The organism is Enterococcus sp. AZ194 (assembly GCF_051713825.1).
Classification (GTDB): Bacteria; Bacillota; Bacilli; order Lactobacillales; family Enterococcaceae; genus Enterococcus_K.
Genome location: NZ_JBIOQR010000001.1, coordinates 506147 through 520487, shown reverse-complemented (window position 1 = coordinate 520487; position 14341 = coordinate 506147). Strand labels below are relative to the sequence as shown.

Annotated in this window: 19 protein-coding genes; 11 read left to right on the top strand and 8 right to left on the bottom strand. The window is 35.0% G+C overall.

Annotation, left to right across the window (positions count from 1 at the left end; translation table 11 throughout):
* The first annotated feature begins 45 nt into the window (after positions 1-45).
* The 4 genes from IGI37_RS02640 (at position 46) to IGI37_RS02625 (ending at position 2429) form a co-directional block, all read left to right on the top strand.
* Positions 46-834 (top strand): ABC transporter transmembrane domain-containing protein, encoded by a 789-nt coding sequence (locus tag IGI37_RS02640; protein WP_438763568.1) that lies wholly within the window; start codon positions 46-48, stop codon positions 832-834.
* A gap of 38 nt (positions 835-872) precedes the next feature.
* The gene (locus IGI37_RS02635; RefSeq protein WP_438759844.1) at positions 873-1325 is read left to right on the top strand and encodes an ABC transporter transmembrane domain-containing protein; all 453 of its coding nucleotides are present in this window, start codon (positions 873-875) and stop codon (positions 1323-1325) included.
* 34 nt (positions 1326-1359) lie between these two features.
* A complete protein-coding gene (locus IGI37_RS02630) occupies positions 1360-1743 on the top strand; it encodes an argininosuccinate lyase (protein WP_438759843.1) in 384 nt (127 codons plus the stop codon).
* A 293-nt stretch (positions 1744-2036) separates the two neighbouring features.
* Positions 2037-2429, top strand: coding sequence for a thioredoxin family protein (locus IGI37_RS02625; protein WP_438759842.1), 393 nt, complete (start codon positions 2037-2039; stop codon positions 2427-2429).
* 180 nt (positions 2430-2609) lie between these two features.
* Here the strand turns inward: IGI37_RS02625 and IGI37_RS02620 are convergent, their stop codons facing one another.
* Positions 2610-2924 (bottom strand): hypothetical protein, encoded by a 315-nt coding sequence (locus IGI37_RS02620; protein WP_438759841.1) that lies wholly within the window; start codon positions 2922-2924, stop codon positions 2610-2612.
* Positions 2925-3069: 145 nt separating this feature from the next.
* Between IGI37_RS02620 and IGI37_RS02615 the strand changes: the two genes are divergently transcribed.
* Complete coding sequence (locus IGI37_RS02615) at positions 3070-3783, top strand: DsbA family oxidoreductase (RefSeq protein WP_438759840.1); 714 nt, start codon at positions 3070-3072, stop codon at positions 3781-3783.
* A gap of 90 nt (positions 3784-3873) precedes the next feature.
* Here the strand turns inward: IGI37_RS02615 and IGI37_RS02610 are convergent, their stop codons facing one another.
* The gene (locus tag IGI37_RS02610) at positions 3874-4827 is read right to left on the bottom strand and encodes an alpha/beta fold hydrolase (protein ID WP_438759839.1); all 954 of its coding nucleotides are present in this window, start codon (positions 4825-4827) and stop codon (positions 3874-3876) included.
* A gap of 264 nt (positions 4828-5091) precedes the next feature.
* Between IGI37_RS02610 and IGI37_RS02605 the strand changes: the two genes are divergently transcribed.
* The 4 genes from IGI37_RS02605 to IGI37_RS02590 all read left to right on the top strand — a co-directional run bounded on the left by IGI37_RS02605 (position 5092) and on the right by IGI37_RS02590 (position 8083).
* Positions 5092-5772, top strand: coding sequence for a response regulator transcription factor (locus tag IGI37_RS02605; protein ID WP_438759838.1), 681 nt, complete (start codon positions 5092-5094; stop codon positions 5770-5772).
* Positions 5773-6663 (top strand): sensor histidine kinase, encoded by an 891-nt coding sequence (locus IGI37_RS02600; RefSeq protein ID WP_438759837.1) that lies wholly within the window; start codon positions 5773-5775, stop codon positions 6661-6663.
* An 89-nt stretch (positions 6664-6752) separates the two neighbouring features.
* The gene (locus tag IGI37_RS02595) at positions 6753-7193 is read left to right on the top strand and encodes a hypothetical protein (protein ID WP_438759836.1); all 441 of its coding nucleotides are present in this window, start codon (positions 6753-6755) and stop codon (positions 7191-7193) included.
* Entirely contained in the window at positions 7169-8083 is a 915-nt protein-coding gene (locus IGI37_RS02590) for a hypothetical protein (protein WP_438759835.1), read from the top strand. Before IGI37_RS02595 ends, IGI37_RS02590 begins: the two co-directional genes overlap by 25 nt.
* 214 nt (positions 8084-8297) lie before the next feature.
* Here the strand turns inward: IGI37_RS02590 and IGI37_RS02585 are convergent, their stop codons facing one another.
* Together IGI37_RS02585 and IGI37_RS02580 are read right to left on the bottom strand one after the other, a co-directional pair.
* On the bottom strand, positions 8298-9053 hold the full coding sequence (locus tag IGI37_RS02585) for a hypothetical protein (protein WP_438759834.1): 756 nt from the start codon (positions 9051-9053) through the stop codon (positions 8298-8300).
* A 1-nt stretch (position 9054) separates the two neighbouring features.
* Positions 9055-10005: an ATP-binding cassette domain-containing protein gene (locus tag IGI37_RS02580; protein ID WP_438759833.1), complete on the bottom strand. Its 951-nt coding sequence runs from the start codon at positions 10003-10005 to the stop codon at positions 9055-9057.
* Between the two features lie 210 nt (positions 10006-10215).
* On the opposite strand from IGI37_RS02580, the gene IGI37_RS02575 reads away from it, so the two are divergent.
* Both IGI37_RS02575 and IGI37_RS02570 read left to right on the top strand, forming a co-directional pair.
* Entirely contained in the window at positions 10216-10800 is a 585-nt protein-coding gene (locus tag IGI37_RS02575; RefSeq protein WP_438759832.1) for a hypothetical protein, read from the top strand.
* 11 nt (positions 10801-10811) lie between these two features.
* Positions 10812-11126: a hypothetical protein gene (locus IGI37_RS02570; protein WP_438759831.1), complete on the top strand. Its 315-nt coding sequence runs from the start codon at positions 10812-10814 to the stop codon at positions 11124-11126.
* A 212-nt stretch (positions 11127-11338) separates the two neighbouring features.
* Here the strand turns inward: IGI37_RS02570 and IGI37_RS02565 are convergent, their stop codons facing one another.
* The 4 genes from IGI37_RS02565 to IGI37_RS02550 all read right to left on the bottom strand — a co-directional run bounded on the left by IGI37_RS02565 (position 11339) and on the right by IGI37_RS02550 (position 14093).
* Positions 11339-11626: an SIS domain-containing protein gene (locus IGI37_RS02565; protein WP_438759830.1), complete on the bottom strand. Its 288-nt coding sequence runs from the start codon at positions 11624-11626 to the stop codon at positions 11339-11341.
* 241 nt (positions 11627-11867) lie between these two features.
* Positions 11868-12218, bottom strand: a complete 351-nt coding sequence (locus IGI37_RS02560) for a DUF2200 domain-containing protein (protein WP_438759829.1) — start codon at positions 12216-12218, stop codon at positions 11868-11870.
* A 161-nt stretch (positions 12219-12379) separates the two neighbouring features.
* Positions 12380-13411: a sensor histidine kinase gene (locus IGI37_RS02555; protein WP_438759828.1), complete on the bottom strand. Its 1032-nt coding sequence runs from the start codon at positions 13409-13411 to the stop codon at positions 12380-12382.
* Positions 13401-14093 carry a response regulator transcription factor gene (locus IGI37_RS02550; RefSeq protein ID WP_438759827.1) on the bottom strand — a complete coding sequence of 231 codons (693 nt, stop codon included), beginning with the start codon at positions 14091-14093 and terminating at the stop codon, positions 13401-13403. The genes IGI37_RS02555 and IGI37_RS02550 overlap by 11 nt, the downstream gene beginning before the upstream one ends.
* Positions 14094-14341 lie beyond the last annotated feature (248 nt).

The window sequence follows — 14341 nt, the reverse complement described above, 5'->3', positions numbered from 1 at the left end:
GGGATACGGAACAAAAATTCAATCTTATTATACTCTTAGTATAAAATTATAATTATAAAAATTCAAATTAATGATATACAAAGCTCATATACTTTACCAGCAATTGCACAAGTAATAAATGATGTAGGAATGAATCACTTTGTTGTGATTTACAAAATTAAGAAAAATACTATATTTGTATCTGACTCAGAAAAAGGATTAGTTAAATATGCGACTAAATTCTTAAAAAAATCATTTACAGGTGTATTGATTTTATTAATCCCTAAAAGTGAATTTGAGACAAGCAGATTTAAAAATACATCGATGTGGCAATTATTTAAGCAAGTAATGTTGCCTCAAAAGCAACTGTTGCTAACCATTATTATAACTTCACTAGTGCTGACTATTATTGGAATCATATCGAGTTTGTTTTCAAAAATAATATTCGATGAAACAATTCCATATCAATTAAGAAAAAGTTTATATATTTATGTCTTGATTTTTGCGATTATAGGATTCATTCAGATATTTTTAGAATTTTTTAGAAGTTATGTACTATTGTTTCTATCTAGAAAAATAGATCTTCCCATATTGCTAGGCTACTACAGTCATATATTAAGACTTCCATACGAATTTTTTTCAACTAGAAAAGTTAGTGACATTTTAACAAGATTTCAAGATGCAATGACGATAAAAGACATTTTTTCTCAGGTATCTATCTCATTAGCTCTGGATACTACTTTAGCTATATTTACGGGCTTCGCATTATTTAAACTGAATAGTTTATTGTTTAGTGTAACGTTGTTCGTAGTACTTATAGACGTACTTTTAATATATATACAAGAGAAAATATAAAAGTATAAAATTATGTACAAATGGAAGCTGGATCCACAATGAATTCTCAACTAATAGAATCAATTCAAAATATAGAAACAGTAAAAGCTTATACAAACGAAAACAGTCATATCAATAGACTAGAAAATCGATTTGTAAAAGTCTTAAAGTTAGGATACGAAGAAGGTCTACTTAGCAATATACAAGGTTTCCTATCATCTGGAATAGGAAACCTGAGTAATGTATTCATAATCGGTTTTGGAGCATTATCAATTATTAATGGTACCTTATCTATTGGTGGTTTAATGGTATTTCAAACATTAAGTAGCTATTTCATAAATCCAATTCAAAAGTTAGTTTCTTTACAACTAACTTATCAAGAAGCTCAAATTGCAATGGTTCGCCTATCAGAATTGATGGACTTGGATATTGAAGAAGCTGATAATAAAGAATGCATCAAGGATATTTCCATAAAAGGAACCCTAATATTTGAAAATGTTGTATTCAAATAAGAAGCCTCAAAAATAAAAAGAAGGAGGAAGGAAAATGGAATTAATCCTACCAAAGCAGTATGTAGACGTAGCAGAAGAAGAAATGATGTATTTAGATGGCGGAGGGTTTGGAAAACATTGGTGGAATAAACGAGGAAATGTTGCGACAATCATTGACGCGGCAGCCGCTTGTATTGCAGGATGGGGCGCTATCTCTTCGGCACTAAAAGTACGAAAATTATTAAAAAGTAGTGTAGGAAAAAGATTAGCAAGTGGGGTTGCTATTCAATTATCTAGACATTTTGGATCAGCTGTAGGAAAAGCCTTTTTAGGTGCATTAAATATTGGCTTAACAGTCATGAATGCATCAATAGGTGGAATCGCAGCTTATGGTCTAGACATAATAGATGGTAAACAGGATGGATACATATTTGCATAAGTTTAGTATTGTCCATGTTGTAGCTTTCTTTACCCCAGTCTTAATCATTTTAATAGGTACATTTATTGCAATATATTCGAAGGACTTTATATATCTCAGAAATTGTACGATTGCTGGATATTTTTTTATTCCTTTGTTTATTTGGAGATTGTGTGCATATGTTTATTACAATACTATGTTAAAAAAAGATGAAAAAACGCATCCAATCGAAGAAGACTAATATTACCTAGAACATTACTACATATGCAGTAAGTACATTCATATTGAGATGCACTTACTGTATATTTTTAGGAGTGATACCTGAAGTTTATGATATATTAAATTCAGTTAGTATAGAAAACTTTTCAACAGACATCAATAAGTCTAGTGAAGTCATTTACTATATCGGACGAACAAATTGTTCTGATTGCTCTAATTTTGAGCCTGATTTTTTAAATTTTGTTAAAAAAAATAGTTTCCAGAAAAAAATAAACTATTTAAATATAATGAATCTCTATACTGATGATGTCAAGTGGGATAGGTTTAAAGAACAATATTCTATTGAATATACTCCTTCACTAGTTACGTTCAACAATGGAAAGGTTAGTTCTAAACTAAGTTGGACGCCAGAAAATGGAATTAATAATAATGAGGTTTTTCTATGGATTAAGAATCAAATCAAAGAGAATTACATAGATAATCGCTGATTCAATAAAAAATTGGATACCCTCGTACCAGTTGAACTATTCCCTTTTTCGCACCTACTACATCCCCCTCTTCAAAAGAGAAACAACTTGCCTAACGCTTCATACAGGTCAAACAAAGTTGGCTGTCTATAATGGTATCAATAAGTATATTCTCTACGCTGTATTAAAGGAATTGATGGGTTAACGGCTGTTGTTCAAGATTAATAGGCTATGAATGTCTATCAAGAGCCCTCCATTTTTCTTTTTTGTGGTCGACGAACGGATCGATTCTAGGCCTTGTGGTTCAATCAAGACGGATTCCGAATTAAAAAGTTTGAAGCACTCACATCGATTGCCGCAAAAAAGGAAAAAGGCATCTGAATAGACATCAAAAATATAGTTGATAATTCTCGATTGTTCCACACTTAACTCGAACTGGCTCAGCTCGTTATCTATCTCTTGATGAATGAGTAAATCTAGCTCGTGTAACACAACCGAAAGTTCCTCGTTCCCCAAAGAATCACCTCTTTTTCCTTTTCTCGACCTGTTTCTTATTATGCTCTATTATACCTGACAAGCATAATTATTGACTCAAAAAACAAAAAATAATAAAGTGAATTTAACATCAGTTGATATAGCAACTGAAAAAAGGAGGATTCCCATGAAAATAGAATTTTTTCATGATGTGATTTGTAGCTTCTGTTTTCCAATGTCTTATCGCATGAGAGAAGTCAAAGAAGAGTTACCAGAAATTGAGATTATTCATCGTTCCTTCGCACTTGGGTGGGAGCCTGCTGATTTTGAAGCCATGTTTGGTTCAAGAAAGGCCGTCAAGCCGGAAGTTTTAAACCATTGGGCTCACGCCAACCAAAACGATACCTTACATCGCTTTAATATTGACGGAATGAAACAAACAGATTTTGATTTTCCCACATCCAAAAATGGTTTGCTCGCAGCCAAAGCAGCCCTTTTAACTGGCACACAAGAAACTTACTGGGAGGTCTTTGACAAGCTACAAGAAGGCTTATTTATCAGAAACTTAAATATCGAAGAAGTTGTGGTCATCGAGGACTTAATAAAAGAGACGTCTGTTAATTTTTCAGACTGGCAAAAGGCTTTTCACTCAACCGAAACCTTGAATGCTGTGAAAAAAGACTTTGAATTAGCCGAAGCGTATGGCTTAAAAGGGGTGCCCGCATTAATCATTGATGGGAAATATCTAATCAGTGGCGCACAACCAAAAGAGAACATCGTTGCAACCATTAGTGAGCTGCTAGAAAAAGAAAAAAAGGCTCCTGCCTTGGTTTCGCTAGACACAGATGAGGCACTTGGTGGCTCTTGCAATTTCGAAGATGGTAAATGGAATTGTGACTAATCGACTAGACAAACGAACAGCCAAAAAAACTTCCGTCACGTTTTCGTGATAGGTTAGCTTTCTTGGGCTGTTTTTCTTTTCTCTATTTATTCAACTAGTCGAACTTTTTTTAGTCAACGATTGTCTCTTCTCCATCCAATCTAAGACCATTTGATAGACTTCATAGGCGTTGGTTTCATTTAAAATTTCATGCCGCGCATTTTTGACGAGCGTTATCGTCACGTTTTTATGATCGACCTTTAACTGTTCATATAGTTTTGTGATGCTTTTCCCAAAATTCCCAACAGGATCTTGAGCACCTGAAATTAAGTAAATCGCAAGCTCCGTATTTATTTGACTAAGTAACGCAGGGTTGCTCGCATTTTTTGTTAAAATAAATAAATCCTGATACGCCTTTGTCGAAAAAATAAATTGCGTTTTGGGATCTGCCAAATACAAATCGACCATCTCTTCATCGCGAGTTAACCAATCTTTTGCGGTGCGCGTTGGTTCAAAGTGCTTGTTAAACCCTCCAAAGGCTAATTGATCCAGTAATTTAGAAGGATATTTGTCCCCCTTCACTTTAGCAAGAACTCCACTTGCCAAAATTGCTGCATTCATTTTAATTAACGGTTCATGTGCCGTCCCCATCAGAATCGCCCCGGCTAAAGAAACATCGGGGTATTGAATCAAATAGTTACGCAAAACTAACGAGCCCATACTGTGCCCTAAAATAAAATACGGAATGTCGGGATACTTTTCTGCAAAATATTTTTGAATATTAGCCACATCTTTTACGAGGATTTGATTGCCATCCTTTGAGCCAAAATGACCGTACTCCGCTTCCTCTTCTACTGAGTCCCCATGACCAATATGATCATGTCCGACAACAAGATAGCCTTTAGAAGCCATAAACACCGCAAATTCACCATATCTTTCAATATGTTCAACCATCCCATGAATGATTTGGAAAACGGCTTTGACTGATTTTTTTGGTCGCCAAACCTTCACTTTTAACTGGCTTTTATCATTCGTTGAAGGAATTCTTTGCTCACTAATTTCCACCGACACGACACCATCACTTTCCCCATTGAAATCTTTTATTTATTATAACAGGACTCTCCTTTTCTTCCTAACGAATCTTAAAGAAATTATTTATCAAATGAATTATTTTCTATTTGTGACTATTTTTAAACAAAGCGTTTTATTTCCGATGAAGGCTCTCACTTATTTCTATAACATCAAATTTCTTAAAAAACATAAAAAAAGACTGTATTTTTACCCTTTCTTGATGATATGATAACAAAAAAGGATGAAGGAGTAGACAGAGTGAAACGTATTTTAATTGTTGAAGATGACATACATATTTGCCAACTTTTGAGAGAATTCTTTCAAAACACTGTGCAACTGACCATTGTACATACGGGAACAGAGGGCGCCCTATTGGGTAGTAGTGGCTCCTATGATTTAATTTTACTGGATTTAATGTTACCCGGAAAAGATGGCGAGCAAGTTCTAAAAGAAATTCGCCAACAGGTTCATACGCCTGTTATTGTTATGACAGCCATTGGTGATAAAGAAAAAACCGTCACTCTTTTAAAGGCTGGAGCAAACGACTATATTGCAAAGCCCTTTAATTTTGATGAGCTTGAAGCACGTATTGAGGTTCAGTTTCGCAATCAACCCATTGCTACTGAAGAAAGAAAACGCACGTACAAAAATTTAACACTGAACGAAGAATTCTATCAAATTAGTGTTTTCAATCAACCCATTGAAGCTTCTAGAAAAGAATATCAACTTATTGATTTATTATTGGCTAATCCGACAAAAATATTTTCAAAAGAAAACCTTTATGAACGAATTTGGGAAGAATCCTATTTAGGTGGTGAGAATACCTTGAATGTTCATCTAAGTAACCTCCGAAAAAAGTTAAAAGTCGCAGATCCTGATAGCGAATATATCGAAACTGTTTGGGGCATGGGAATTCGTTTAGCAAAGGAGCAAAACTAGATGGTGATTTTTCTTAGTTTACTCGTTCTCTTATTAACTAGTTATCTTGCTTTTATCATTTATAATTTATTCGATATCAATCGACAACTCGATTATATTATTACACATGACACGAATGCTGAGCTTGTCTCTACATCAAAAAGTTTCCTGATTCGGCGCTTTTTAGATTCAAATAATCAACTAATTCAAAAAAATAAACAAGTACATCGCGAACATTGGAACAATGAAAAAGAGTTTCACCAATCGCTCAGTAATCTCTCTCATGATTTAAAAACACCTCTGACGGTTTCATCGGGTTATGTGCAATTATTATTAAAAAAACAAAATGACTCCACGACACAAGAGCTCTTAAAAAAAACAGAGAGTGGATTGTTAACTATTGAAAATTACTTAAGTTACCTAGTTGAATATACACTAATTCATGAGAAAAAATTACAGATGGATTTCGAAATGGTGAATTTCACACAATTAATTCAAGAGGAGGCTTTTGTTTATTATGAAAATTTCTTAACAAAAAATATCGAACTATCCTTTGATCTAGAAGACAATCTCTTATTAATTTCTGATTTAACAGTCTTAAAGCGAGTAATTCAAAACTTATTAGGAAATATTTTGAAACATGGCCAGACAAAAGCACATTTCACAGGTAAGAAAAATCCTAATCAAATTCTTCTCACCATAAAAAATGACTCTTTACAGTCAATTGATCCGGATGAAAACCTACTGAATCGTTTTACGACAAATGATCGCTCGCGCCAAAATAAGAGCACAGGTCTAGGTTTAAATATCATCAAAGAGCTTGTTGAGTTACTCGATGGAACCATTCAGCTGACAACCGAAAAAACAAGCTTTCAGGTCGACATAACGTTACCGATCCGTTCAAACACATAGAAAAAAAGCGACTACAAAAAAATAATTATCTTACTTTTTAATAATTTGAGTCTAGATATAGGTAAGATGAAATACAACTGAGGAAAATGATGAGTGACGAGTTTAGTAGAATGAGCAACAGACAAAATGCAGAGCAGATAGCCAGTTCCATAAGTAGTGCTGCTGCTGACATTAATCGCGGAAATGAAGACCGCGCACATGAACGATTTGTCCATGAACTAAAAATGGAGATGATCAACGCGACAACGGATCGACAATACAGAGCATTAGAATTTATGCTACAAGAAGAGAATGCGCGCTGGGAACAAGTGCTTAAAAAACGAAAAAAAGCCCTGATACTAACAATCATCTCTTCAGTAATAGCCATTGTTGTCATGGGGATTGTTGCCCTTTATGTAATTGGTAAAAATAGCAACAGTTATGAGCCAGTACATACTCAAAATGCGAACAAACAAACTGAGCCGATTAAAAAAGTGTTACTCGTAGTAGTAGTTCTGAAGAAAATGTGCTTGATGAAGCCGATACTATAAAAGAGGTTAATACAAAAAAATTGTCCGCGGAGCAAGCGATTGAGTGGGTAAAAAAGGTTATTATTGCAGAAAACACCTATAGAAACTCTGAGTATCAAGGAGATGATTTAGAAACCGCTCTAGGTCCCGATCAATTATTGTATATCACTTATTTGGGCAGTCAAGGTGACGTTCTAGCCACCTATAGAATTAATGCCCTAGGACAACTTCAAAAAAAGTTAAGCGAAAATGATTATAGGACAATATCAACAAAATATCTAGATACATCAGAGGTCAAACACTTTATTGACACCTATCTTGGTACATTAGAAGTTGATACAAAAAAGTTAAATGAAGAAGAAATCTTGGCATGGGTAAAAAGCATGGTAGAAGCAGAAGTTGCTTATAGAGGGATTGTTTTAAAAAATACCGATTATAAACTATTTATGGAGGACAACTTAGTCTATGTGCGAGCAATTGAGCCACGTGGCGGATATTCTAGGACCTTTAGGGTGAACAGTTTCGGCAAATTAGAGCTTAAAAGACAAGATGCCTTTTCTATTATTTCGGAAAAATACCTAGATACCTCCTTAATCAGTGGCTACATTATGAATCATAGAAAAACAAAAGACATTGCTCCCTCAAATCCTTCAGCCGCGACAGATTGGTTAATAGAAAACAAAACAATCTGGCTAAAGGGGAATTTTGAGATTATTGATTCTTTCCGAACACAGAATGATTACGCACCGGAAAAAATAGATGTAAATGAAAGCTATTACGACCTCCAAATTAAAACAAATGATGTAAATTCCGCTAGAGGAGGCTTATACAATTTTAAAGTCTATTCAAGCGGCCGAATTGACAAAGAACTAGGCGATACTGGTTATTACGAAAATATAATTTTTGAGTAAATTAGTGACCCTAAGTCAGAAAAAGCACATGCCCCCATTTGGATGGTCATGTGCTTTTTAGTATACTTACTAGACCCTTGATAAGCCTATCTATTTTTGCCCCAAAGCTCCATCGATTTTTCGGTCAGATTTTCTTTAGTTTCGTCTAGTCGTTCTCTATAAAGAATTAAATGTTGCTATAAATCCTACACTTTGAATGCCCCTCCTCTTTTTCCTATAACTCTTTATTACGAATCACTACCGTACTTGCCACTAAAGAAAGAACCGTTACAACCGCACTTGTAATAACATAAGGAAGGATTTCATCGAATTTTAGTTGACCCACGCCTAATATTTGAATGAAACCTAAGAAATCAAAGTATTTCAATTGTTCCCAATTTGTGATGTTAAAGATAATTTGAATAACTAATGGATAAGCAACAATAAAAATTGCCGAACCAATCATACTACCCAAACCGACTTGCAATAACGTTGCCAAGCTGAATACTACGCTAATAAGTAAGCCCATCGCAATCGCTAAAAGTAGTGTTTGTAGCATAAAAGAAAAGAAATCAGTTTGTGTACTTCCAAATCTTAGAAAGGCTGTTACCATAATTGTTGCGAAGTAGAGAACAATAAAAAATGATAGGTAAAATACTTCGCTAATATATTTCGCAACAATAAATTGTAACCTGCTCACACCTGCAGTTAATGAATTTTTGTAGTTTTTTTGTGAAAATTCATAGCCGATAACCATCACAAAGACACCAATCAACAAATAGACAAGAACGCTACTTGAAAATACCCCTGCATCTACTGAAGTTTTTAAATCGACTCCTACAGGTTTCACTAGATCCTGATTGACACCAATCCCTCCTGCAGATCCTGTGAATACAAGCATCACTGCATAAGCAATCACAGCTACTCCTGTGGCAATAAACCCTTTTGTATGTAATAAACGATAAAAATCTGCTTTAATTAGTCGAAACATGTTATTTTCCCCCTACTATATCTGTCTTTGTATTTGTGGTTTTACTGACTAAATCTGTGAAGTAATCTTCTAAACTATGTTCTTGTTTCTGAATTTGATTCACTAAAATATCATTTTCAACCAGTAGCTTATTGATTTCTTTAATTTTCACCTGCTCATCGAAAATACGAATCAGGTTTTCGTTGGTCACTTCGAAATCAGTCACTTGGTTTTCTCTTAGAATCATCGCTGCCTTTTTCGGCTCCTCCACATCCACAAGAATGGATTTGGTTACTAGACTGTCAAACTCTTCTTTGGATATTTCCTGAATCATCTTTCCTTCATTAATAAAACCAAAACGATTTGATACCTGATATAATTCCGTTAAAATGTGGCTTGAAATAATAATCGTCGTGTTTCTTTCACGATTGATTCGTTCCAATATCCCTCGAAACTCAATAATTGCGATTGGGTCTAAACCATTGATTGGCTCATCTAAGATTAAGAAATCTGGGTCACTAACCAATGCCATCGCTATGCCTAGTCGTTGTTTCATCCCTAACGAGAAGTTTTTGAACTTTTTCTTTCCTGTCTCAGCCAGATTGACAAAACCTAAGACTTCATCAATGACGGAAAAATCATGAATGCCTTTTTGGATACACATAATTTTCATATTTTGATAAGCTGTTAATTTGTTGTAAGCAGCCGGGCTTTCAATCACGGATCCTGAGCGCTGTAGGCTTTCTTGATATTCTTTTGTTCCTTTTCGGTTCCCCAACAAAACAATTTCACCACCAGAAGATTCTTTCGATAAATCTGTAATCAATTTCATGATGGTGGTTTTCCCTGAACCATTCCGACCAATTAATCCGTAGATATCTCCTTTTTTCACCGTTAATGAAACATTCGTTAAAGCATATTGTTTGCCAAATTTTTTGGTCACATTCGTTAAAGTTAGTACATTTTCAGTCATTTTTTGTTTCCCCCTCTTTCGATAGTCTTACTTTACCAAGCATTTCTTAACTCAACTATTAACTAATTCTTAACTCTTTCTTAAATCAAAAAAATGAATCACTCTCAGTGTCTTTTTATTGTGTTTTCTTCAACCCTCTATAAATACCTGCTGTTTTTTATGGTATCGTATGAATGTATCGATACTATACTTTTACGAGTAGGGATTTTTATGCGAAAAACAGTAAAAAAACTACGAGGAATTGCTACTTTGTTTTATCTATTTTCTCTCAGTTTCATTCTTTTAACATCAATTAATGTATCAGCGTCAGAATCCGCTACTCTAACAACAGACAGTCCTGTCGAAACTAGCTCCCAAATTGATATTATTGATTCTGATAGGCCCTTAACTGAAACCGAAATCACAAACTTGATTAATGAACTTGAGGAAAGTAAACCAAAGCCCCTAACTCGAGCAACTGGCGTGGCGGTGAGCTATTACATAATCAGAAGTGGCAATACTACAAATTGTGAACTAAGGGCATCATACAAAGCCACTGGTCCCGTTTCTAATTTATGGTGGGATAAGGTAACTGTCCAAAGTCCAAGTATCTTAAACAGAGTCACTTATCAATCTTTTCCGAAAGTATTACGAGGAACTGGCTCAAAGAAATCAAATAATGTTAATATAGGGTACCTATCTATTCCTAAAAACATCAAGTCTACTTATATAAAAACATCTGGAACTCAAACACACTCAAATAAGGATGGCTGGGGCTCATTAGTAAATTTTAATGGCTCTGCAAAAATAAATTAAGGAGCGATTTTATGAATCCTATAGAAACTTATTTAACGGAACATTTTGAATTGGAAACCGTTGATCCTGATGAGATAACTGGTTCATTTCTTAAATATGAACTAGCAGATTTAGATAACTATACAGAACATCTTTATACAGAAGAAGAGATTTCGGAGCATCTATGTATTTATTGGATTAAGTATAACGAGGCAAGCAAGGAATACTTTTCCGAGACTTTAAGTCACTATATTCCAATGAAAAAAACTGATGGGAGCTTAGCTTTAGCTGTTCTTTGGCTGAACATTGGTGAATTTGCCTACGTTACAAGCAACTCAACAAAATGACATACGATTCTAATTGTAGCGTTGGGAGTTACCGAAGAAGATATCGCTGAAAAAACGGATGCTTACTATAGTTATAAAGCAGCCAAAGATGTCTTAGATAATTACCATCGATTTATCTAAAAAAACACACTCTCTAATCTACAAATACGTGTGATGTTTTCATCATAATCCCCTGATATACAGGCATAAAACAAGACATCTATCACTATGAATTAAGCTAATAATGAGCTAGTTGCTGCGCTTCGTAATTCTGCTTCATTTGAACGAACCGTGTGAATAGAGACATCCGTCAAGCTACTAATTGTATTGGAACCAAATTGTGTCATACTAATCGTTTTTAGTCCGGCATTTTTTGCAACCTTCACCATATGAAGAACTTCCTTGGTCTCTCCAGAATTAGAAATCCCAATAAAAACGGCTTCTTTCACCGCTGAGGTTAGAATCACTAAAAGGAGATGGGCGTCTGACAAACATAGGATACTTGGTAGTCTATTACTCACCTATACATCAACAAAAGAATCGATGCTCTCAAAATTAAAATCAACCATATGTATTTTCAGTCAAGTTAAACAAAAAAACTCTATGAAATCCTTTCTCATCGGGATTCCATAGAGGAGACTATGTTGTTTCTGTCAATTTTTATATAGCTCATCTTCCGCCAGTCATTTGCAGTTTTTCACTTTCCGCAAAAATCTCATTGAATATAAATTACAGATACTTGAGTCATTACTTATCATAAAGTTAGCTTCTCAAAATCTTTTCCATCTTTTTACCTTTTGCTAATTCATCAATCAGCTTATCTAAATAACGAATTTTCTGCATCAGCGGATCTTCAATTTCTTCCACTCGTACACCACAGACAAGGCCTTTTATCAATTCAGTGTTTGGATTCATTTTAGGTGCTTTCGCAAAAAAAGTCGTAAAGTCGTATTCCTTTTCCACCTGCTCAGCCAAACCATCCTCATCATAACCCGTTAGCCAAAAAATAATCTCATCGACTTCTTCCTTCGTTCTTTCCTTACGCTCGGCTTTTTGGATGTATAAGCGATACACGCTGGCAAAGCTCATGTCAAATATATGTTGTCGTGCCATATTTTCCACCTCTTTTTAATTTTTACATGATTATTCTTTTATTATAGCAAGTTGTTATTAGAAAAACTATCTCCCATGCTCATCATAAATCCTACTCTTCTATTTTCGTTCAACTAGTTGCTCATCGGCGACAATTTTCCCAATGATTGCTGTTCTTTCACCTACTTTGGTAGTTCAATAACAAACACCGTACCAAAATCCAGCTTACTGTTCACTCGAATTACCCCTCCATGCAACTCGACTATTTTTCGCGACAAGGACAAGCCCAAGCCATTCCCTTCCGTTTTTCGACTCCTATCTGCTTGATAAAACTTATCAAAGGATTTTTCTGCTTGTTGGTCAGTCATTCCTAGTCCCGAATCAACAATCTCAACCACAAACGCGTGCGGACGTTCTTCCAATTTGACCGAAATATTACCAGCCTCTCGATTATACTTGATCGCATTATCCAAGATATTCAACCAAACCTGGTAAAGAAATTCCTCGCTTCCTGTATAAATGCCATAAGGAAGCTCAATATCTAACGTAAGATTTCGTTTCTCCCATTTTGGTTGAAGAAATAAAATAACTTCACGGATTTGTTCATCCAACCGAAACGGCTGCTTATCCATCTCACTATTTTGTGTCTCAAGTTTGGTCAGCTTCAAAATATTATCCGAAAGTGTCGCCAGTTGTTGCGTACCTTCCAAAATCCGTTGATAAAATTCCGCACGCTCCTCAGCAGTTAGTTCGGAGTCTTGAAGTAGCTGTACATATCCTTGAATAATCGTAATTGGGGTTTTAAATTCATGAGAGACACTAGAAACAAAATCATCTCTCAGTGTTTCTGTACTTCCAAGCTCTTTCACCATACTATTAAAGTCTGCATACAAATCGCGTACTTCATCAATCGTATAAACTTGATCCATTTGAATCGAAAAATCACCTTCTGTTACTTGTTTCATACTCTTTCTCAGCTCTGCAATCGGCTGTAAAATTCGTTTTCCAACAATTGCTGAAACCCCTGAACTAATCACAATACTAAAACCCGCAATAAAAATAAAGAGTGGAAAAAAGTGGTCTTCACCCGATAATAAATTTAAGCGCGCAATCAAATAGATGATAAAGGTAAAAACGATAAAGGTGGTTAAGATAAGGAGAAAAATCATCGTTGCTAAATAAATCCATAACTTAGAACGTATTTTATTTCTCATGAGTCACCACCGCTTTATACCCTAATCCTCGAACTGTCACAATTTGAAAATCTGAATTCCCTTCAAAGCGCGCGCGCAGTCGTTTGACATGCACATCAATCGTTCGCTCCTCCGTATCCGTCTCTAATCCCCAAATCATATCCATTAACTGTTGGCGCGTGAAAATTTTGTTTGGATAAGACAAAAATTTATACAGTAATTGAAATTCTTTTTGTGGAAGCTCTGTTGACTCCTTTTTCCCTTGAACTCGCTCTATCACTGTCAGCTCCTCCTGGTTTAAAGAAGTCTCCCCAATCACAAGCTCTTGAGAGGAAAAAATTTTTGCTCGTCGTAATAACGCTTCAACCCTCAAAACCATCTCTTTCACATCAATTGGTTTAACCATATAATCGTCGATACCTAACTTAAAGCCACGCTGTTTATCCTCAAAGGTACTCTTAGCTGTAATCATCAAAATAGGCGTTCTATCACCAATTGTCCGCAACGCTTCTGAAAATTCAAACCCATCCATTTCTGGCATCATGACATCTGTAATAATTAAATCAACATATTGCTTATTTAAAATATCAAACGCTTCTTCGCCATTTAACGCTTCAAATGTTTTAAAATGTGCTTTTTCTAGAACAGAAGCATACAGCCTCAATAAGTGTTTGTCATCCTCAATAATTAGAATCGTATTCATGTCGTATCCTTTCTACTCCTATAATACCCAATCATGACCTTCGTTTTTGTAAAAATTTATTGAATCAGCCCTTACAAAAAAGGGAGCTCTCTCACGTTTCCTATCTATACACCCATTTTACCATTAGATTGTGAATGGAACATGAACGAGTTCATATTCAGTTAATAATTCCCTGTTAAAATTCAAACAATCATGAAAGATACACGATTTTATTGTAAATTTTCATATCACTTACAACGGCTAAGGTG